Below are 18,723 nucleotides of genomic sequence, written 5' to 3' on the forward strand. Positions count from 1 at the left end.
GCCCGATCCTTGGTTGAAGGGCGGACGGCGGCGTGCACCTGATGCCAGGATCACGCTCTGGAAAATCCGCCATGCCCACGCCCTCGCTTCCCCTCGCCGGCGGCTGCCGCTGCGGCCAGGTCCGGTTTTCGATCTCGGCTCCGCCCCTGATCACCATGGCCTGCCATTGCCGCGGCTGTCAGAGGATGACCGCCAGCGCCTTCTCGCTCAGCGTGCTGGTCCCCTCGGCCGGGTTCGCGGTCACGCAGGGCGAACCGGTGATCGGCGGCCTGCATGGCTCGCCCAAGCACTTCCACTGCGCCCACTGCATGAGCTGGATGTTCACCCGGCCGGATGACGCCCCGCATCTGGTCAATGTCCGCTCGACCCTGCTGGACGATCCGACCGGGTTCGCGCCGTTCATGCAGACCTGCGTGAAGGACAGGCTCCCCTGGGTCTCCTTGCCGGCCGCCTACAGCTTCGATGAATTCCCGGGGATGGCCGACTATCCGGCCATGCTCCAGGCCTATGCGGAGAGCTGACCTGTTCCTCGCCCCGCTTGCGGGGAGAGGGAGGAGAGACCTCAACGCGAAAGGCCCGCCGTCACCGGCGGGCCTTCTGCATTTCAGCGCCGAAGACTGAATTCAGCCGCGCAGCTTCCGCAGCAGCACGTCCAGGTCCCGCTGTAGGGCCGGGTCGTCGGCCTTGAGAGCCTCGATGCGGCGGACGGCGTGGAGGACGGTGGTGTGGTCGCGACCGCCGAACCGGCGGCCGATGTCGGGCAGGGAGCGGGTGGTGATCTGCTTGGCCAGCCACATGGCCGCCTGGCGGGGCCGGGCCACCGCGCGGGCGCGGCGCTCGGAGATCAGGTCGGCCTGCTTCAGCTGATAATGCTCGGCCACGGCCTTCTGGATCTGGTCGACGGTCACCCGGCGATCGTTGCAGGCCAGGTGCGGCCGCAGGATGGCCTGGGCCTCGTCCAGGGTCAGGCGGGCGATCTCGCCGCCCACCCGGGCCACCAGGGTGTTCAGGGCGCCCTCCAGCTCGCGGACGCTGTCGGTGAAGCGGTCGGCCAGGAACTGCAGCACCTCGGGCTTGGCCGAGGGCACGAAGCGGCCCTGCTGGGCCAGCGTCGCCAGCTTGCGCTCCAGAATGCCGAGGCGAAGGGTGCGGTCGGCCGGCTCGATGCCGCAGACCAGGCCCGCCTGGAGGTGGCTGCGCAGGCGCGGCTCCATCTCCGACAGCTCGGCCGGCGACCGGTCGGCGGTCATCACCACCCGGCGGCCGTCCTCGACCAGGGCGATCAGGGTGTGGAACAGTTCCTCCTGGGTGGAGGACTTGCCGGCCACGAACTGGACGTCGTCGATCAGCAGGAGGTCGGCGGTGCGCAGCTCTTCCTTGAAGGCGGCGGTCTGGCGGTCCTGCAGGGCCTTCATGAAGGCCGAGGTGAAGCGTTCGGCCGTCAGATAGACCACCCGCTTGCCGGGGGCGGTGCGCATGGCCTCCCAGGCCAGCGCATTGAGGAGGTGGGTCTTTCCGAAGCCATAGGGGCCGTGGAACAGGACCGGATTGAAGTGCCCGTCGGCCCAGGAGGCGACGCGGCGGGCCACGGCGAAGGCGAATTCATTGGCCGGGCCGGGCACGAAGGTCTCGAAGGAAAAGCGCTCCTGCAGGCCTTGCTGACGGGCGGCCTTGGCCGGTTCGGGCGCAGAGAGGTCGACCTCGATCTCCACGACACCGGTGTCGTCAGGCGTGAACGCCAGAGCGGTCGAATGGGCTGTGGCGGCGGCCGGAGCGGACGAGGCCATCACCGACGACGGGGCACCGGCCAGGGGCGCGCCCAGGGCGTCGAACTCCATCCGCGACTTCAGGTCGAGGCGGCGGCCCATGGGGTCGTTCTGGGCCCACAGCTCGCCAATACGGCGCCAGGCGTGACGGCGGATCCAATCGCGGGCGACGCCGGTGGCGGCGACCAGGCAAACATCGTCGCCATGCTCGCGCAGCGCCGCCTGGCCCAGCCAGGAGCCAAACGTGGCCTCGCCGAGTTCGCGCTTCAGGGCCTGGCACGTCACCGTCCAGACAGCCCCGGCCGGCGAAGCCGACATGGTCTCCGCGATACCTCCGCTCGACATTTGAAATGCACCCCTGTCAACAGCCGGGCCGGCCGGGCCCCCACGACCCGATCGGCCTTAGATTAGTAAAAACAATCCTCTAGCCGCCGCGAGAGTAGACTCTCACCGCCGGTTTTTTTCATCCGAGTTCAGATGGAAGATCGTCCTTAGAGGTTGAACACTAGCCAGGGGCGGAGGGGGGTCAACGGAGATTCTTCACCCATTTTGCGGATATTTTCGTTGACTCAAACTGAGCCCTCGCGCGGCAAGGGAATCCGGTTTTCAGCCCTCCGTTAACTGAGCGCATTCGTCGCAGCGCACCCACCATTTTGGGTGAGACAGACGGAAACACCCGCCAACCTTTCGGTCAGCGGGTGTGTCACTTAACGCAGTAATTTCAGAAACTTAGTCGCGGGCGACAGCGCCTGCGACTAAAAATCAGGCGACGGCGAGCTTCTTCAGCTGGGCCGCCAGGCGCGACACTTTGCGCGACCCGGTGTTCTTGTGGACCACGCCCTTGGAGACCGCCCGCATCAGTTCGGACTGGGCCTCGACGAAGGCGGCCTTGGCCACGCCGGCGTCGCCAGCGGCCAGCGCCTCTTCGAACTTGCGCAGGTAGGTGCGGACGCGCGAGCGGCGCGCCTTGTTGACTTCCGTGCGACGGGCGATCTTGCGGACCGCTTTCTTGGCGCCGGGGTTATTGGCCATGCTTCAGCTCTCAAAACGGATCGCGCCCGACCCCAGGGCCCGGCGGTAAAATGGAGGCGCGGATATACGGGATGGGCCCGGCCGGGTCAATGCGCTGGCTGAGCTAATCTGAGGTCGTCGTGAAACGGACCCAGGCGGGGTGGGCGCAGACCAGGTCGGCCATCTGCTGATAGCCCCCCGCGCCGGGGTGCGCGCCGTCCCAGGCGAGCGCCTCGGCCTGCCACAGGCCATTGGCGGCGAGCGGTCGGAACACGTCGATGAACGGGACCTTCAGCCGGCCGCAGAGCGCCATCAGGGCCTCGCCCAGCGCCTCCACGCGGGCGCAGACCCCGGCGTCGGCCACCGGGGGCGGGCCGACCATCAACACAGGGCACAGCGCCTGGGCGGCGCTCAGCAGGCCCTGGGCGTTCTTCAGCGTCTGGACGGCGGTCACCCGAGGCGCGCCGGCCTCCAGGTTGGCGTCATTGATCCCGAAGGAGAACACCATCCGCATGGGCTCGTCCGCCGTCATCCGGGCCACGGCCTCGGCCCGCCAGCGGGCGGCGATGTCGCTGGAGGTCTCGCGACGGACGCCCAGATTATAGAGGGTGACCTCGCGACGGCCCGCAAGCGCCCGGCCGACCCAGCCCAGATGGTCCGGGTCGCCGGCCCCGGCGACCATGCTGTCGCCAAAGGCGATCAGCCGCATGGGCTACTGGCCCTTGAAGTCCGGTTTCCGCTTCTCGATGAAGGCGGCCATGCCCTCCTTCTGGTCGTCGAAGGCGAACAGGGAGTGGAACAGCCTGCGCTCCAGGGCGACCCCGGCCGTCAGGGTGGTCTCGAAGGCGGCCTCGACCAGCTCCTTGTTCATCATCACCGCCAGGGGCGACTGGCCGGCGATCTTGGCGGCGGCGGCCTGGGCCTCCTCCATCAGCTTGTCGGCGGGGACCACGCGGGAGACCAGCCCGCCGCGCTCGGCCTCGGCGGCGTCCATCATCCGGCCGGTCAGGATCATCTCCATGGCCTTGGACTTGCCCACGGCGCGGGTCAGGCGCTGGGTGCCGCCGATGCCGGGGGCGACGCCCAGATTGATCTCAGGCTGGCCGAACTTGGCGGTCTCGGCGGCGATGATGAAATCGCAGAGCATGGCCAGTTCGCAGCCGCCGCCCAGGGCGTAGCCGGCGACGGCGGCGATGATCGGCTTGCGGAACTGTTCGATCCGCCGGGCCACGGCGCCGAAGAAGTCGGTCTTGAACATGTCGGCATAGGACTTGTCCGACATCTCCTTGATGTCGGCGCCGGCGGCGAAGGCGCGCTCGGACCCGGTCAGGATCAGGCAGCGGACGGCGTCATCGGCCTCGGCGGCGTCCAGGGCCAGGGACAGCTCGCCCAGCAGGTGGCTGTTGAGCGCGTTCAGCGCCTCGGGCCGGTTCAGGCGAATGAGGGTGACGCCGGCTTCGGTCGTCACGAGCAGGGTGTCATAGGCCATGTCCGGCTCCATCTGGGTGTTGACGCGACTTAAGGCCCCTGGACCGAATAGCCAAGCGCCCGCAGCCGGGCCGGCACCCCGCCGGGGCCGATCAGATGGCCGACGCCGACCACCACCACCGTGCGGCCCTTGCCCTTCAGCCGGGCGTCGAGGGTCCGGGTCCAGGCGGCGTTGCGGGCGGTGACCAGGCGCTCATAGATATCCGGCGCGGCCTTGCGCAAGGGGGCCAGGGCCTCGCGGTCCAGGGCCCGGACATCGCCCCTCATCCAGGCGGCCAGCAGATGCTCATAGGCGTGGGGGTCGCTGTCCAGTTCGACGAGGCTTTCCTCCAGCGAGGCGATCTGGGCGGCGCGGGGGGCGGCGTCGAACATCTCGATCTGCTGGGCGGGGGTCTCGAAGGCCCGGCGCTGGGCGCTGGCCGGGGCGGAGGCGGCCAGGGTCTTCTCCACCCCTGCGTCGGCATAGGCGCCCTGGTCGCGGAACTGGGCGCTGGCCAGCACCACCTCGGCGAACCAGGGCTCCAGCCGGTCGATCAGGCGGGGGTCGACGTCGAGCGCCTGGCAGGCCTTGGCCAGCCGCGCCTGGGTGGCGGGGGCGAGCAGGGCGGCCAGGGACTGGCCCTGGGGCAGATAGCCCTTGGCGGCGGCGATCTGGGCGGTCTCGACCTCCGAGGCCGGATCGATCGGCAGTTCGAACCACAGGTCGTCGGCCCGGGTCAGGGCCTTGTCGAGGGCGGCGGGACGCCACTTCAGCCCCGGCGGCAGGACGTGGATGGAGCCGAACAACACCACCTCGGAATCTCCGTCGCGGACGATCCAGATCGGGGGCTTGGCGACTGCGGGGCTGGCCAGGGCCAGGGCGGCGGCGAAGGGCGCGGCCAGGCCGCAAAGGCTCGCCCACAGGCGCTTGAACTTCCACATGTTGGGAAATCTAGGGGCTCCTGGGCCCCGGCGCCATGTCAGGCTTGGCAGAGCTGGCAATAGAAGGTGGAGCGACCAGCCTGGACCTCGCGCCCGATGGTCCCGCCGCAGCCGGGATTGAGGCAGGTCTCGCCCTCCCGGTCATAGGCGCGGAAGCGGTGCTGGAAATAGCCGAGCGCCCCGTCGGCGGCGGCGTAGTCGCGCAAGGTCGAGCCGCCGGCCTCGATGGCCTCGGCCAGGACCTCGCGGATGATCGCCACCAGGGGACCGAGCTTTTTCCGCGGGATTGTTCCGGCCGGCTTGAAGGGCGAGATCTTCGCCCGGTTCAGGGCCTCGCAGACATAGATATTGCCCAGGCCCGCCACCACGCGCTGATCGAGCAGCAGGGTCTTGGGCCCCTGCTTGCGGCCGGCGAAGGCGGTTTCCAGGCGCCGGGCGTCGAAGGCGCCCGACAGCGGCTCGGGCCCCAGCCCCTTGAACCAGGGGTGGTCGGTGAGGGTCGCGGTCTCGATCAGGTCCATATAGCCGAACCGCCTGGGGTCGTAATAGGTGACCCGCCCGCCGTCCTCGGTCTCGAACACCACATGGGCGTGCTTGGGATTCGGGTCGGGGGCGTAGTGGAATTCGCCGGGGCGGACCGACCCCTCGGGGCGCGCGATCTCGAAGCGGCCGCTCATCCCCAGGTGCATGACCAGGGTCTCGCCTCGGTCGAGCTCGGCCATCAGATATTTGGCCCGGCGGGTCAGGGCGACCAGCCGCGCGCCGGTCAGCCGCTGGACGAAGCCCTCAGGAAACGGGAAGCGCAGGTCGGGGCGCCTGGCCTCGACGCGGGTCAGGCGACGGCCCTCCAGCACGGGCGCCAGGCCGCGGCGGACGGTTTCGACCTCAGGAAGTTCAGGCATGGGCGGTCCCCGGCAGGACCTGGGCTTGGCACAGGCAGGCGCTCGCGCGCAATGTCGAAGGGCGCGAAGGCGGGTGGCGCGCCGTCCAGTCCGGCGCTATGAGGCCCCATGCCCGAAGCGACTTTCGGATTCCGCGACGTCGATCCCGCCGACAAGCCTCGCCTGGTGCGCGGCGTGTTCGATTCCGTCGCCGGCCGCTATGACCTGATGAACGACCTGATGAGCGCGGGCGTGCACCGGCTCTGGAAGGACGCGACCGCCGCCCGTCTGAATCCGCAACCGGGCGAGACCATCCTCGACATCGCCGGCGGCACCGGCGACATGGCGCGACGGTTCTCCAAGATGGCCCGCGCCGCGCAACAGCGCCGGGGCGGAGACGACGCCCGGGTCTTCGTGCTGGACTATAACGCCGAGATGATCGCCGCCGGCCGCGCCAAGGGCGGGGAGCCGGAAATGGCCTGGGGGGTCGGCGACGCCCAGCGCCTGCCGCTGCCCGACGCCTTCGCCGACGCCTATGTGATCTCCTTCGGCATCCGCAATGTCACCGACGTCCAGGCCGCCCTGGTCGAGGCCCGCCGCGTGCTGAAGCCCGGCGGCCGGTTCCTGTGCCTGGAGTTCTCGCACCCGGCCACCGAACTGCTGCGCAAGGCCTATGACGCCTACAGCTTCAAGGTCATTCCGGCGATCGGTGAGCTGGTGGCCAAGGACCGCCCGTCCTACCAGTACCTGGTGGAGAGCATCCGCCGGTTCCCGGACCAGAAGGCCTTCGTCGGCATGATCGCCAAGGCCGGCTTCGCCCGGGCCAGCTACACCAATTTCACCGGCGGCGTGGCGGCCCTGCACCAGGGCTGGGCGATCTAGACCATGGGCGGCGTCGCGGCCTTCGGCCGGCTGATCGGGGCGGGCTGGCGGCTGGCGCGGAATGACGCGCTGCTGCCCCGCGAGCTGGACGGCCTCTATCCCCCTGGCGTGCGAACCCTGGCCAACGCCCTGCGGCTGTTGGCGGGATCCGAGGCCCGGCGCGGCCGGGCCGGCGAGCGCCTGGCCCGCAGCCTGGAACATCTGGGGCCGGTGGCGATCAAGCTCGGCCAGCTGTTGTCCACCCGGGCCGACATCTTCGGCCTGGAGTTCGCCCAGGACCTGTCGCGGCTGAAGGACCAGCTGGCGCCCTTTCCCCTGGAGATGGCGCGGCGCGAGGTGGAGCTGGCCCTGGGCCAGCCGGTCGAGCGCCTGTTCTCCGATTTCGGCCCGCCGGTCGCCGCCGCCTCCCTGGCCCAGGCCCACCCCGCCTGGCTGAAGGACGGCCGCAAGGTGGCGGTCAAGGTGCTGCGTCCCGGCATAGCCCGCCGGGTGGCGCAGGACGCCGAGGTCCTGACCCTGGCGGCGCGGTGGGTCGAGGGCTGGAGCGTGGCGTCGCGGCGGCTGGAGCCCAAGGCCCTGGCGGCCACCGTGATCCAGGCCACCCTGCTGGAGCTCGACCTGCGGCTGGAGGCGGCCGGCTGCGACGAGCTGGCCGAGGTCATGGCCCGCGACGGCTACATGTCCGCGCCCAAGGTGATCTGGGAGGGGGTCGGCAAGCGGGTCCTGACCCTGGAATGGGCGAGCGGCGTGGCGCTGTCGGACCCCGCCGCCCTGGAGCTGCCCGGGCTCGACCGCAAGGCCCTGGCCAACAACCTGATCCGCGCCTTCCTCAGCCAGGCCCTGGACCACGGGGTGTTCCACGCCGATCCGCATGAGGGCAATCTGTTCGTCCAGGCCCCGGCCCAGATCATGGCGGTGGACTTCGGCATCATCGGCCGGCTCGGCGCGCCCGAGCGGCGCTATCTGGCCGAGATCCTCTGGGGCTTCCTGGAGCGCGACTATGACCGGGTCGCCCGGGTGCATTTCGACGCCGGCTATGTGCCCCGCACCCAGAACGTCGCCGGCTTCGCCCAGGCGTTGCGGGCGGTGGGCGAAGCCGTGTTCGGCCGCCCCGCCAGCCAGGTGCCGATGAGCCGGGTGCTGCTGCAGCTGTTCGAGATCACCGCCCTGTTCGAGATGCGGCTGCGCCCGGAACTGGTCCTGCTGCAGAAGACCATGATGACGGTGGAGGGCGTGGCCCGTCGCATCGACCCGGAGCACGACATCTGGGCCGCCGCCGACCCGGTGGTGCGCCGCTGGATGCTGCGGGAGCTGTCCCCGGCCACCCAGGCCAAGCGCTTCGCCGACGAAGCCCTCGCCGCCCTGCGCAACCTCGCCCGCCTGATAGAGACCCCGCCGTCGACGACCGTGGTCGAGGCGCGCGAGCCCAACCCCGGCCTGTGGTTCGCCCTGGGCGCGGCGGTGGCCGGCCTGGCCTTCGCGCTGGCGGCCTTGGTGCGGTAGCGGTTCATCCAACGCCATCGTCATCCTCCGGTCGCCCGGATCAGCCTTCGGCTGACCGGCGGATGACGGAGGGGGACCGAATTCTATCGCGTCACCCGTTCAACCGCTCAGCTCACCCCGCATCCCCCGAACGGCTCTTGCGGGCGGAGCCTTGGTTGGTCTTCTGCTTGTCCCAATAGGCCGCGCCCTCGTCGGGCTTGAACATGGTGCGGGGCACGCCGTCCTTGTTGGCCACGGCGAAGATGTTGGTCTTGGCGTCGTAGTACAGGGTGTCGCCATTGGGCCGCTTCAGGGTCTCGGCGCCGGCCGGCGGGTGATCGACGAAGGCGTGGGCCTTGCGGACGAAGGCGTCCATGTCGCTGGCCCCGAAGGCCTCGCCATTGCGCTCGAAGCTGCGCTGGGCGTTCTCCTGGGCCGAGCCCTTGCGGCTCGAGGACCACATGGGCTTGCCAGCCACGGTCGGGACATCGGCGTCCGCGACCTCGGCGCGATCGCCGCCACGGCTGCGCTCACCACCGCCGCCGTCTCCGCCATAGGTCCGCTCGGCCGTCGGGGGCGCCGCCGCGCCGCCGCTGCTGGCCACGGCGGACGATCGCTCGCATCCCGCCAGCAAAAGGGCCGCCGCCCCCGCACACACCACCCAATTGTATCTCGACATGTTCCGCCCCTCCGGCACGGTCAGGTTGAATTGGAACAAATTAAGAACAGATTGGCGGGTTTGTCCAGAGCCTGTGTTTGGCTTAAGAGGCAAGCTTGTTCTGGAGCGCGCGAAGCCTTGTCGGAAAAGCGAATTCTGTTGATCGTCGGGGGCGGGATCGCCGCTTACAAGGCCCTCGAGCTGGTGCGGCTGGCCCGCAAGGCCGGTCTGGCCGTCCGCCCGATCCTGACGGCTGCGGGCGCCCAGTTCGTCACGCCCCTGTCGCTGGCGGCGCTCAGCGAGGACCGGGTCTATTCCGAGCTCTTCTCCCTCACCGACGAGGCGGAGATGGGTCATATCGAGCTCTCCCGCTCCGCCGACCTGGTGGTGGTGGTCCCGGCTACCGCCGACCTGATGGCCAAGGCCGCCCACGGTCTGGCCGGCGACCTGGCTTCCACGACCCTCCTGGCCACCGACAAGCCCGTGCTGATGGCCCCGGCCATGAACGTGCGCATGTGGACCCACGCCGCCACCCAACGGAACCTGGCCACCCTCAAGGCCGACGGGGTGATGTTCGTCGGCCCGGACGACGGCGCCATGGCCTGCGGCGAGTTCGGCCCCGGTCGCATGGCCGAGCCGGCTGTGATCCTGGCGGCGATCCAGCAGGCCCTGGCCGGCCCGGCCGCGCGGCCCCTGGCCGGCCGTCGCGCCATCGTCACGGCGGGGCCGACCGCCGAACCCCTCGATCCGGTGCGGGTCCTGACCAATCGTTCCAGCGGCAAGCAGGGCTTCGCCATCGCCGCGGCCCTGGCCGAACTGGGCTGCGAGGTGACCCTGGTGGCCGGGCCCGTGGCTCAGGCCACGCCCATCGGCGTCAGGCGGGTGGATGTCGAGACGGCGCGCGAGATGCTGGCGGCCTGCGAGGCGGCCCTGCCGGCCGACATCGCCGTCTGCGTGGCGGCGGTCTCGGACTGGCGGCCGGACACCGTGTCGGCCGTGAAGACCAAGAAGACCGGAGACGCTCCCCCCAGCATCGCCCTGGTCGAGAACCCCGACATCCTGGCCACCCTGTCACGCGCGGCCGACCGGCCCCGGCTGGTGGTCGGCTTCGCGGCGGAGACCCATGAGGTCGAGACCTACGCCCAGGCCAAGCTGACCAAGAAGGGCTGTGACTGGATCGTCGCCAATGACGTCTCCATCGCGGGCACCATGGGCGGCGACGACAACGCCGTGGCTATCGTCACCGCGGGGGGAATCGAGCGATGGGACCGGGCGCCCAAGGCCGAGGTGGCCCGGCGCCTTGCCCTGCGCATGGCCCAGATTTTCAACTGAAAGTTCGTCGCCCGTGAAGCCCGTCATTCCGGTCCGCCGCCTGGACCACAATCTCGACCTGCCTCTGCCGGCCTATGAGACGGCCGACGCCGCCGGCATGGACCTGCGCGCCGCGGTGCCGGAGGATCAGCCGATCGTGCTGCAGCCGGGCGCGCGGATCGCCGTGCCGACCGGTTTGTCCTTCGCCATCCCCTCAGGCTTCGAGGGCCAGGTGCGGCCGCGCTCGGGCCTGGCGCTCAAGTCGGGGATCACCCAGGTCAATACGCCGGGCACCATCGACGCCGACTATCGCGGCGAGGTGAAGGTGATCCTGATCAATCTGGGGGCCGAGGATTTCCACATCCGCCGGGGCGACCGCATCGCCCAGCTGGTGATCGCCCCGGTGATCCAGGCCGCCTGGGCCGAGGTCGACAGCCTCGACGAGACCGCGCGCGGGGCGGGGGGCTTCGGCTCCACCGGCGCGCAATAGACTCACACGACAACAAGGCGGGCCAAACCCGCCATTCTTTGGGGGGACTGCCTTGGAACTGATCCTGATCCGCCATGGCCTGCCGATCCGCAGCGCCGCCACCGACGATCCGCCGCTCTCGCCCGAGGGCCAGGACCAGGCCCGGCGGGTGGCGCTCTGGCTGGCGCAGGAGAAGATCGACGCGGTCTGCTCCAGCTCGATGGTCCGCGCGGTCCAGACCGCCGAGCCCTTTGCGGCCCAGGCCGGCCACGACGTGCGGCTGCACAATGGCATCGTCGAATTCGACAAGGGCTCCGGCGCCTATGTGCCGATGGAGCAGTTGAAGCGCGAGGACTATGAGGCCTGGAAGGCCCTGGCTGGGGGCGACCACGGCATCGATGTCGCCGCCTTCCAGTCGGTGGTGGTCCAGGGCATGGAAGAGATCATCGCCGACCATCCGGGCCAGCGGGTGGCGGTGTTCTGCCACGGCGGGGTGATCAATGTCTGGACGGCGCACGTGCTGGGCATGGCGCCTCGCCTGTTCTTCGAGCCGGCCTATACCAGCGTGCACCGCTACATGTGCGCGCGGGGCGGCCAGCGGAACGTGCTCAGCCTCAACGAGACCGCCCACCTGCGCCCCGGTTTCGTGAGCTAGATCGCGGCCGTCAGAAACCCGGCGGGACCAGGAAGCCCCGGAAGTTCTCGTCTATGGCCTGGGCGACGGCCAGCGTCTTGGTGTCGGCGCCATAGGGACCGATGATCTGCATGCCGACCGGCAGGCCCGAGGGCGTCAGGCCGGCGGGGACCATGCTCGCGGGCAGGCGGCAGGCCGTGGCCAGGCTGATCCAGCCGAGGATCGCGGCATAGGGGATGACGCGGCCGTCCTCCAGCTTGAGCCGGCGGCTCTGGAAGGCCCCGTGGTCGTGGGGGAAGGCGGCGCGGGGCGTGGCCGGGGCGAAGATCACGTCATATTTCGAGAACACCTCGTCCAGCTGCCGCGACAGCCGTTCGCGCACCTCATGGGCGGCCAGCCATTCGGCGTGGGTCGGGGTATAGGCCAGGACCAGTCCGGCCCAGGAGCTCTCGCCCGCCGCCGCGCCCAGGGCCCGGGCGAATTTGGCCAGGGGCCGCATCCGCTGCATGGCGCGCAGCTGCTTCGGCGGCAGGCCGGCGCCGGTCGGCCCCCCCAGCAGCACCATATAGGCGGCCATCAGCTGGTCGATCGGGACCGGGCTCTTGATCTGCTCGACCACAGCCCCCGCCGCCTGGACCTCGCGGGCCAGGCGGTCGATCACCTCGACGCACTCGGCGTCGACCGGCAGCAGGGGGTCGTCGAGCCACAGGCCGATCTTCAGCTTCGTCAGGTCGGCGGGGGGCGCCTTGGCCTGGCCCGCCCCGGCGATCACCGACAGGAGCAGGCGCACGTCGCGGGCCGAGCGGGCCATGGGGCCGACCACGTTCAGGTCCGGCTCGGCGAAGGCGCCCGGGGCCGGGGGCACGTGGCCGCGCTGGGAGACCAGGCCATAGGTCGGCTTGTGGCTGAACACCCCGCAGAAGCTGGCCGGGACCCGCAGGGATCCGCCGATGTCCGAGCCGATCTCCAGGGGCGTGACCCGGGCGGCCAGGGCGGCGGCCGCGCCGCCGGAGGAGCCGCCGCTGGTGCGCTTCAGATCCCAGGGATTGTTGGTGGTCCCGAAGATCGGGTTGTAGCTCTGCCAGTCACTGAGCATGACCGGCACATTGGTCTTGCCCCAGATCACCGCGCCGGCGCGCCGGGCGTGGGCCACGGCGTCGGCGTCCTCGCACCAGCGATGGCGGAAGGCCTCGACGCCTGACGAGGCCGGCATGTGCTCGACATCCAGCCCGTCCTTGATGGTCATGGGCAGGCCGGCCAGCGGTCCCAGCAGCTCGCCGCGCTGGCGGCGATCGTCGACCACCTGGGCGGCGCCCAGCGCGCGCTCCAGGTCGGCGGCGATCACCGCGTTGAGCTTCTTGTGGGTCTTCTCGTGGCGGCCGAGCGACAGCTTCAGCAGCTCGACGGCGGAGATCTGGTTGCTGATCAGCGAGAGCAGCTGATCGGTGGCGTCCTGGTCGAGGATGTCGCGCGGCACCGATGTCTCCCTGACGCGGACCTGGGACGCCGCGCTTGCCGACCCAGAGTGGCAGGATCAAGGCCGGGGCTTCAACCCCAGAACGTCCTGCATGTCGTAGGCGCCGGCCGGGCGGGTGGCGACCCAGATGGCGGCGGCCACGGCGCCCCGGGCGAACAGCCCCCGGTCGCGGGCGGAATGGCTGAGCGTCAGGATCTCGTCCTCGGCGACGAAGGACACCGAGTGCTCGCCGACAATGCCGCCGCCGCGCATGACCGAAAACCCGATCTCGCCGGTGGGCCGGGCGCCGGTGATGCCGTCGCGCACGCGCTGGGCCACGGTGAGCAGGTTCAGTCCGCGCCCGCGGGCGGCGGCTTCGCCCAGCATCAGGGCGGTGCCGGACGGCGCGTCGACCTTGCGCTTGTGGTGGGCCTCGAAGATCTCGATGTCATAATCCTGCGCCGCGAGCGCCCGGGCCGCTTGCTCGACCAGGCCGACCAGCATGTTGACCCCCAGGGAGTAGTTGCCGGTCTGGACCATGGGGACCTTGGCGGCGACCAGGGCGAGGGCGGCCAGATCGGCCTCGGCCAGGCCGGTGGAGCCGATCACCAGGGCCGGCCCGCCCCGCGCAGCGCAGGCCTGGCCCAGGGCCACGGAACTGGCGGGGGTGGTGAAGTCGATGACCACGTCGCAGGCGTCGAGCGCGGCGTCCTGGCTGACCAGGCCCTCGCCGGTCGCGCCTGGACGGTCGAAGCGGGCGGTGACCACGGCGTCGTCGCGGGCCTCTATGACCTTGGCGACGGCCTGGCCCATGCGCCCCAGGGCGCCGGCGATGGCGATGCGGATCGGGGCGGTCACGGGGCGTCTCCGGGCGGGAATGTCGGCCCGCTTGTCCCGCGTGCGCGCCCACCCGGTCAAGCCCGGGCCTTGATCCCGGTCACGGCGGTGGCGTGGCGTTCGTGCTTGTTGTCTAAGGGCGCAAAGCGTCCGGCGGACCCCGCCCGGGCGAACAAGACCCGGGAAACGCCATGAAGCTCTATTCCGTCGACCTCTCGCCCTTCGCCGCGCGGGTGCGCCTGGCCATCTACGCCAAGGGCCTGGCCGTGGAGATTCTGCCGCCCCCCGGCGGCGACACCAAGAGCGCCGACTATCTGGCGATCAATCCCATGGGCAAGATCCCGGCCCTGGTCCTGGCCGACGGGGTGGTGATCCCCGAGAGCGACACCATCGTCGAATATCTGGCCGACGCCTTCCCTGGGAGCGGCCTGCGCCCCAAGGGGGCAGAGGCTGCGGCCCGCGCCCGCCTGCTGGCCCGGGTGGCCGAGCTCTATGTCATGGCCTCCGGCGCAGCCCTGTTCGGCCAGATGAATCCGGCGACCCGCGACGCTGTCGTGGTCGAGGCGGCCTTCGCCAAGCTCGCCGACGGCCTCACCCACCTCAATCTGTTCGCCACCGAGGACGCCTATGCGGTCGGCGACACCATCACCACGGCCGACTGCGCCCTGGTCCCGATCCTGGTGTTCCTGGGGGTGTTCGGCCACGTGTTCGGCAAGGGCGACCTGCTCGCCGGCCACGGAAAGCTCCACGCCTATTGGGCCCGGGTCCAGAAGGACGCCGCCGTAATCAAGGTGGTGGGCGAGATGCAGGCCGCCATGGCCGCCCGCGCAGGCTGAGAAAGCCGGAATTCCCCTGGGTCAGGGGGAATTCCACAGGTTGTTCGCGGGCGGTCGCCTCTGTAGGTTGGCCGCCCTTCACTAGAAATGCCGACCCGAGGATCCGCCGCTGTCATGAGCGACGCCGAAAAACGCACCTTCACCGACGAGGAAGCGCTCAGCTTCCACAAGCACCCGACCCCGGGCAAGATCGCCATCGTGGCCACCAAGCCGATGGCCACCCAGCGGGACCTGTCGCTCGCCTATTCCCCGGGCGTGGCCGTGCCTGTGCTGAAGATCGCCGAGGATCCCGAGGCCGCCTACGACTACACCTCCAAGGGCAACCTGGTGGCGGTGATCTCCAACGGCACCGCCATACTGGGCCTGGGCAATCTGGGGGCTCTGGCCTCCAAGCCGGTGATGGAGGGCAAGAGCGTGCTCTTCAAGCGCTTCGCCGACGTCGACTCCATCGACATCGAGGTCTCGGCCACCGATCCGGACGAGATCATCACGGTGATCAAGAACATCGGCGTCACCTTCGGCGGCATCAATCTCGAGGACATCAAGAGCCCCGAATGCTTCCGCATCGAGACCGAGCTGCAGGAGCTGCTCGACATCCCGGTGTTCCATGACGACCAGCACGGCACGGCGATCATCTCCGCCGCCGGCCTGATCAATGCCTGCCACATCACCGGCCGCGAGCTGAAGGACGTCAAGGTGGTGCTCTGCGGGGCCGGGGCGGCGGGCATCGCCAGCCTGGACCTGATCAAGGCCATGGGCGTGCGTTCCGACAACTGCATCGCCGTCGACAATACCGGGGTCATCTATCGCGGCCGCACGGCCGGCATGAACCAGTGGAAGTCGGCCCACGCGGTCGACACAGACGCCCGGACCCTGGGCGAGGCCCTGGTCGGCGCCGACGTGTTCCTGGGCCTCTCGGCCAAGGGCGTCCTGACCCAGGACATGATCATGAAGATGGCGCCCAATCCGCTGATCTTCGCCATGGCCAATCCCGATCCGGAGATCACCCCGGAAGAGGTCCACGCCGTGCGGCCCGACGCCATCGTCGGCACCGGCCGCAGCGACTATCCCAACCAGGTCAACAATGTCCTGGGCTTCCCCTACATCTTCCGGGGCGCGCTGGACGTGCGGGCGCGCCGCGTGAACCTGGAGATGAAGATCGCCTGCGCCAATGCGCTGGCCCAGCTGGCCCGCGAGGACGTGCCCGACGAGGTGGCCGCCGCCTATCATGGCCGCCAGCTGAAGTTCGGCCCGGAATACATCATCCCCTCGCCCTTCGATCCCCGGCTGATGTCCTATATCCCGCCCTTCGTGGCCCAGGCGGCGATGGACACCGGGGTGGCGCGCAAGCCGATCCTGGACATGGACGCCTATCGCGCCAGTCTCGCCCAGCGGCTCGACCCCTCCGCAGCCTTCCTGCAGAAGCTGCAGGGCGCGGTGCTCAAGGCCCCCAAGAAGCGCATCGTCTTCGCCGAGGGCGAGGAGCCCAGCGTGATCCGCGCCGCCCATGGCTTCCAGAGCGCCGGCCTCGGCCACGCCCTGCTGGTCGGCCGCGAGGACCTGGTGCTGGAGAACATGAAGGCCGCCGGTCTCGACCCGGCCGAGGTCAATATCGAGATCGTCAATGCGCGGGTCTCCGAGCACAATCCGGCCTTCGTCGACTTCCTCTATGCCCGCCTCGCCCGCGAGGGTTTCCTGAAGCGCGACGTCCAGCGGCTGATCAACCAGGACCGCAACTCCTTCGCCGCCTCCATGGTGGCGCTGGGCTATGCCGACGGCATGGTGACCGGGGTGACGCGGTCCTATGACCAGGTGCTGGAAGAGGTGCTGCGGGTGATCGACCCCGATCCGGCCGGCCGGATCATGGGCATGAGCGTGGTGCTGGCCAAGGGCCACACCCTGTTCGTCGCCGACACCTCGGTCACCGAGATGCCGGACGCCGAGGACCTGGTGGAGATCGCCATCGGCGCCGCCCGGTCCGTCAAGACCCTGGGCTACACCCCGCGCGTCGCCTTCATGTCCTATTCGACCTTCGGCAACCCCATGGGGCAGCGCTCGGAAAAGGTGATCGAGGCGGTCGCCATGCTGGACGAGATGGGCGTCGACTTCGAATACGAAGGCGAGATGTCCCCCGAACTGGCGCTGGAGCCGGAACGGCGGGTCAATTACCCGTTCATGCGCCTGACCGGGCCGGCCAATGTGCTGATCATGCCGGCCATCCATTCGGCCGCCATCTCGACCCAGCTGTTGCAGTCGATCGGCGGGGCCACGGTGATCGGTCCGATCCTGCTGGGCCTCTCCAAGGCGGTGCAGATCGCGCCGCTTTCGGCCTCGGTGTCCAAGATCCTGCAGATGGCGACACTCGCCGCCTATGAGCAGGACATCCTGGAGGCTCAGAGCTGATGCGGCCCCTGAACTAGCGGATCGCGCGTCCCGGCAAGGGGGCGGACGATCCGTCGTCCTCCCCCTTCGAACAGGAGCGCCCGATGACCGGCCTCAGTCTCGGCGTCGATTTCGGCACCACCAACACCGTCGTGGCCCTGGCTGGCGCCGAGGGGCCGGCCCAGCTGGTCACCTTCCCGGCGCCCGAGCGCGACGTCTTCGCCTTCCGCTCGGCGATCAGTTTCCACGCCCCGCCCGAACGACCCTCCGACCGCACGGTGGAGGCCGGCCCCTGGGCGATCGAAGCCTATGTGGAAGACCCGCTGGAGACGCGGTTCATCCAGTCGTTCAAGAGCTTCGCCGCCTCGGCCAGCTTCAGCGAGACCCAGATCCTCGGCAAGCGCTACCAGTTCGAGGACCTGCTGGCGGCCTTCCTCCTGAAGATGCGCGACCATGTGAAGGGCGGTCACGCCGACTGGCCCAAGCGGCTGATCGTCGGCCGGCCGGTGACCTTCGCCGGCGCAGCGCCCAGCGAGGACCTGGCCCTGACCCGCTATGAGGCGGCGTTCAAGCGGCTGGGCTTCGAAGAGATCCTCTACGCCTATGAGCCGGTGGGGGCGGCCTTCTTCTTCGCGCGCGAATTGCAGGAAGACGCCACCGTGCTGGTCGGCGACTTCGGCGGCGGCACCTCCGACTTCTCGATCATCCGCTTCCACCGCGAGGCCGGCGAGATCCGTTCCACCCCGCTGGGCCGATCCGGCGTAGGCGTGGCGGGCGACGCCTTCGACTACCGGATCATCGACCACCTGGTCTCGCCCAGCCTCGGCAAGGGCTCGAGCTATACGAGCTTCGGCAAGATCCTGCCGATTCCCAACCGCTATTATTCGGCCTTCGCCCGCTGGGACCAGCTGGCCCTGATGCGGGCCAGCCGCGACATGCGCGAGATCCGCAAGCTGGTGCGCGAGGCCAATGAGCCGGAGAAGATCGAGCGCCTGGTCGAGACCCTCGACGAGAACTACGGCTACCTGCTCTACCGCGCGATCTCGACCCTGAAGGAGGCCCTGTCCCGCGACGACGCGGCCGAGTTCCGGTTCGAGGCCGGGACCATCGCGCTGGGCCGCACCGTGGCCCGCACCGAGTTCGAGGGCTGGATCGCGCCAGAGCTGGAGGCGATCGACAAGGCCGTCGACCGGGCGCTGGCCGATGCGGGCCTTGGGCCGGACGGCATCGACCGCATCTTCCTGACCGGCGGCTCGTCCCTGGTTCCGGCCGTGCGCCAGATCTTCACCCGCCGCTTCGACCCCGCCAAGATCGAGAGCGGCAGCGAACTGGAATCGATCGCCTCCGGCCTGGCCCTGATGGGTCGCGAGCGCGACCTCGACCGCTGGTGCAAGCGAGCGGCGGTCTAGCGCCTCTGGAACCCTCGCCCCGCAAAGCGGGGAGAGGGCAGGGTGAGGGGCCTTGCTGAATCACAGCGTCTCGCCCGCCGCCGAAAGACCCTCCGCTCCGCTACGGGCCCCTCACCTAACCTCTCCCCGCAGGCGGGGAGAGGAATGGGTCACCGCTTGCCCTTCGGCCCCTCCGCCGCCAGCTCCCGCAAGGCCGCATTGGCGATGGTGAGCTTGGCGAAGGTCCAGCCGCCGCTGGCGGCCTCGATCTCCTCGATGGCCTTGGCGGCGCTCTCCACGGTCTCGCGGCGCAGGGCCGCC

The 18,723-nt window shown here is 69.8% G+C and carries 18 protein-coding genes; 9 read left to right on the forward strand and 9 right to left on the reverse strand.

Annotated features, from left to right (window positions below; genetic code table 11):
• The first annotated feature begins 71 nt into the window (after positions 1-71).
• Positions 72-521: a GFA family protein gene (locus tag Q7P21_RS05170; protein ID WP_304169186.1), complete on the forward strand. Its 450-nt coding sequence runs from the start codon at positions 72-74 to the stop codon at positions 519-521.
• A 102-nt stretch (positions 522-623) separates the two neighbouring features.
• On the opposite strand, the gene dnaA is transcribed toward Q7P21_RS05170, so the two are convergent.
• From dnaA to mutM, 6 genes are all read right to left on the reverse strand, one after another.
• Positions 624-2,111, reverse strand: coding sequence for a chromosomal replication initiator protein DnaA (gene dnaA / locus Q7P21_RS05175; protein ID WP_304176076.1), 1,488 nt, complete (start codon positions 2,109-2,111; stop codon positions 624-626).
• Positions 2,112-2,528: 417 nt separating this feature from the next.
• The gene (gene rpsT, locus Q7P21_RS05180) at positions 2,529-2,798 is read right to left on the reverse strand and encodes a 30S ribosomal protein S20 (RefSeq protein ID WP_304172040.1); all 270 of its coding nucleotides are present in this window, start codon (positions 2,796-2,798) and stop codon (positions 2,529-2,531) included.
• A gap of 103 nt (positions 2,799-2,901) precedes the next feature.
• Positions 2,902-3,486: a GDSL-type esterase/lipase family protein gene (locus Q7P21_RS05185; RefSeq protein WP_304176078.1), complete on the reverse strand. Its 585-nt coding sequence runs from the start codon at positions 3,484-3,486 to the stop codon at positions 2,902-2,904.
• A 3-nt stretch (positions 3,487-3,489) separates the two neighbouring features.
• Positions 3,490-4,266 (reverse strand): enoyl-CoA hydratase, encoded by a 777-nt coding sequence (locus Q7P21_RS05190; protein WP_304172044.1) that lies wholly within the window; start codon positions 4,264-4,266, stop codon positions 3,490-3,492.
• A 29-nt stretch (positions 4,267-4,295) separates the two neighbouring features.
• Positions 4,296-5,186 carry a TraB/GumN family protein gene (locus Q7P21_RS05195; RefSeq protein WP_304176080.1) on the reverse strand — a complete coding sequence of 297 codons (891 nt, stop codon included), beginning with the start codon at positions 5,184-5,186 and terminating at the stop codon, positions 4,296-4,298.
• A gap of 38 nt (positions 5,187-5,224) precedes the next feature.
• Positions 5,225-6,088, reverse strand: a complete 864-nt coding sequence (gene mutM, locus Q7P21_RS05200) for a bifunctional DNA-formamidopyrimidine glycosylase/DNA-(apurinic or apyrimidinic site) lyase (RefSeq protein WP_304176082.1) — start codon at positions 6,086-6,088, stop codon at positions 5,225-5,227.
• Positions 6,089-6,196: 108 nt separating this feature from the next.
• Between mutM and Q7P21_RS05205 the strand changes: the two genes are divergently transcribed.
• Complete coding sequence (locus tag Q7P21_RS05205; protein ID WP_304169764.1) at positions 6,197-6,949, forward strand: class I SAM-dependent methyltransferase; 753 nt, start codon at positions 6,197-6,199, stop codon at positions 6,947-6,949.
• 3 nt (positions 6,950-6,952) lie between these two features.
• A complete protein-coding gene (ubiB, locus tag Q7P21_RS05210; protein ID WP_304176084.1) occupies positions 6,953-8,452 on the forward strand; it encodes a 2-polyprenylphenol 6-hydroxylase in 1,500 nt (499 codons plus the stop codon).
• A gap of 112 nt (positions 8,453-8,564) precedes the next feature.
• Here ubiB and Q7P21_RS05215 read toward each other — a convergent pair whose 3' ends face one another.
• On the reverse strand, positions 8,565-9,110 hold the full coding sequence (locus Q7P21_RS05215; RefSeq protein ID WP_304169760.1) for a hypothetical protein: 546 nt from the start codon (positions 9,108-9,110) through the stop codon (positions 8,565-8,567).
• Positions 9,111-9,227: 117 nt separating this feature from the next.
• Between Q7P21_RS05215 and coaBC the strand changes: the two genes are divergently transcribed.
• From coaBC to Q7P21_RS05230, 3 genes are read left to right on the forward strand one after another with little or no spacing between them, the layout of a single operon-like run.
• The gene (gene coaBC / locus Q7P21_RS05220) at positions 9,228-10,421 is read left to right on the forward strand and encodes a bifunctional phosphopantothenoylcysteine decarboxylase/phosphopantothenate--cysteine ligase CoaBC (RefSeq protein WP_304169759.1); all 1,194 of its coding nucleotides are present in this window, start codon (positions 9,228-9,230) and stop codon (positions 10,419-10,421) included.
• Between the two features lie 13 nt (positions 10,422-10,434).
• Positions 10,435-10,890: a dUTP diphosphatase gene (gene dut, locus Q7P21_RS05225; RefSeq protein WP_304169757.1), complete on the forward strand. Its 456-nt coding sequence runs from the start codon at positions 10,435-10,437 to the stop codon at positions 10,888-10,890.
• Positions 10,891-10,942: 52 nt separating this feature from the next.
• Complete coding sequence (locus Q7P21_RS05230; protein WP_304176086.1) at positions 10,943-11,524, forward strand: histidine phosphatase family protein; 582 nt, start codon at positions 10,943-10,945, stop codon at positions 11,522-11,524.
• 10 nt (positions 11,525-11,534) lie between these two features.
• Here Q7P21_RS05230 and Q7P21_RS05235 read toward each other — a convergent pair whose 3' ends face one another.
• Together Q7P21_RS05235 and dapB are read right to left on the reverse strand one after the other, a co-directional pair.
• Positions 11,535-12,980, reverse strand: a complete 1,446-nt coding sequence (locus Q7P21_RS05235; RefSeq protein ID WP_304169752.1) for an amidase family protein — start codon at positions 12,978-12,980, stop codon at positions 11,535-11,537.
• Between the two features lie 57 nt (positions 12,981-13,037).
• Positions 13,038-13,817 (reverse strand): 4-hydroxy-tetrahydrodipicolinate reductase, encoded by a 780-nt coding sequence (gene dapB, locus Q7P21_RS05240; protein WP_304169750.1) that lies wholly within the window; start codon positions 13,815-13,817, stop codon positions 13,038-13,040.
• 170 nt (positions 13,818-13,987) lie between these two features.
• On the opposite strand from dapB, the gene Q7P21_RS05245 reads away from it, so the two are divergent.
• The 3 genes from Q7P21_RS05245 (at position 13,988) to Q7P21_RS05255 (ending at position 18,423) form a co-directional block, all read left to right on the forward strand.
• Positions 13,988-14,632, forward strand: coding sequence for a glutathione S-transferase family protein (locus Q7P21_RS05245; RefSeq protein WP_304176089.1), 645 nt, complete (start codon positions 13,988-13,990; stop codon positions 14,630-14,632).
• Between the two features lie 87 nt (positions 14,633-14,719).
• Positions 14,720-17,035, forward strand: a complete 2,316-nt coding sequence (locus Q7P21_RS05250) for an NADP-dependent malic enzyme (protein WP_304169747.1) — start codon at positions 14,720-14,722, stop codon at positions 17,033-17,035.
• Between the two features lie 83 nt (positions 17,036-17,118).
• On the forward strand, positions 17,119-18,423 hold the full coding sequence (locus Q7P21_RS05255) for an Hsp70 family protein (RefSeq protein ID WP_304176091.1): 1,305 nt from the start codon (positions 17,119-17,121) through the stop codon (positions 18,421-18,423).
• The last annotated feature ends 300 nt before the right edge of the window (positions 18,424-18,723 follow it).

The organism is Phenylobacterium aquaticum (assembly GCF_947378715.1).
Lineage (GTDB): Bacteria > Pseudomonadota > Alphaproteobacteria > Caulobacterales > Caulobacteraceae > Phenylobacterium > Phenylobacterium aquaticum_A.

Excerpts from the sequence above, each read along its gene's own strand:
- dnaA (WP_304176076.1), bottom strand. The coding sequence starts at position 2,111 with ATGTCGAGCGGAGGTATCGCGGAGACCATGTCGGCTTCGCCGGCCGGG.
- rpsT (WP_304172040.1), bottom strand. The coding sequence starts at position 2,798 with ATGGCCAATAACCCCGGCGCCAAGAAAGCGGTCCGCAAGATCGCCCGT.
- Q7P21_RS05170 (WP_304169186.1), top strand. The coding sequence starts at position 72 with ATGCCCACGCCCTCGCTTCCCCTCGCCGGCGGCTGCCGCTGCGGCCAG.
- Q7P21_RS05255 (WP_304176091.1), top strand. The coding sequence starts at position 17,119 with ATGACCGGCCTCAGTCTCGGCGTCGATTTCGGCACCACCAACACCGTC.
- Q7P21_RS05190 (WP_304172044.1), bottom strand. The coding sequence starts at position 4,266 with ATGGCCTATGACACCCTGCTCGTGACGACCGAAGCCGGCGTCACCCTC.
- Q7P21_RS05195 (WP_304176080.1), bottom strand. The coding sequence starts at position 5,186 with ATGTGGAAGTTCAAGCGCCTGTGGGCGAGCCTTTGCGGCCTGGCCGCG.
- Q7P21_RS05245 (WP_304176089.1), top strand. The coding sequence starts at position 13,988 with ATGAAGCTCTATTCCGTCGACCTCTCGCCCTTCGCCGCGCGGGTGCGC.
- mutM (WP_304176082.1), bottom strand. The coding sequence starts at position 6,088 with ATGCCTGAACTTCCTGAGGTCGAAACCGTCCGCCGCGGCCTGGCGCCC.
- ubiB (WP_304176084.1), top strand. The coding sequence starts at position 6,953 with ATGGGCGGCGTCGCGGCCTTCGGCCGGCTGATCGGGGCGGGCTGGCGG.
- Q7P21_RS05205 (WP_304169764.1), top strand. The coding sequence starts at position 6,197 with ATGCCCGAAGCGACTTTCGGATTCCGCGACGTCGATCCCGCCGACAAG.
- Q7P21_RS05185 (WP_304176078.1), bottom strand. The coding sequence starts at position 3,486 with ATGCGGCTGATCGCCTTTGGCGACAGCATGGTCGCCGGGGCCGGCGAC.
- Q7P21_RS05250 (WP_304169747.1), top strand. The coding sequence starts at position 14,720 with ATGCCGACCCGAGGATCCGCCGCTGTCATGAGCGACGCCGAAAAACGC.
- Q7P21_RS05215 (WP_304169760.1), bottom strand. The coding sequence starts at position 9,110 with ATGTCGAGATACAATTGGGTGGTGTGTGCGGGGGCGGCGGCCCTTTTG.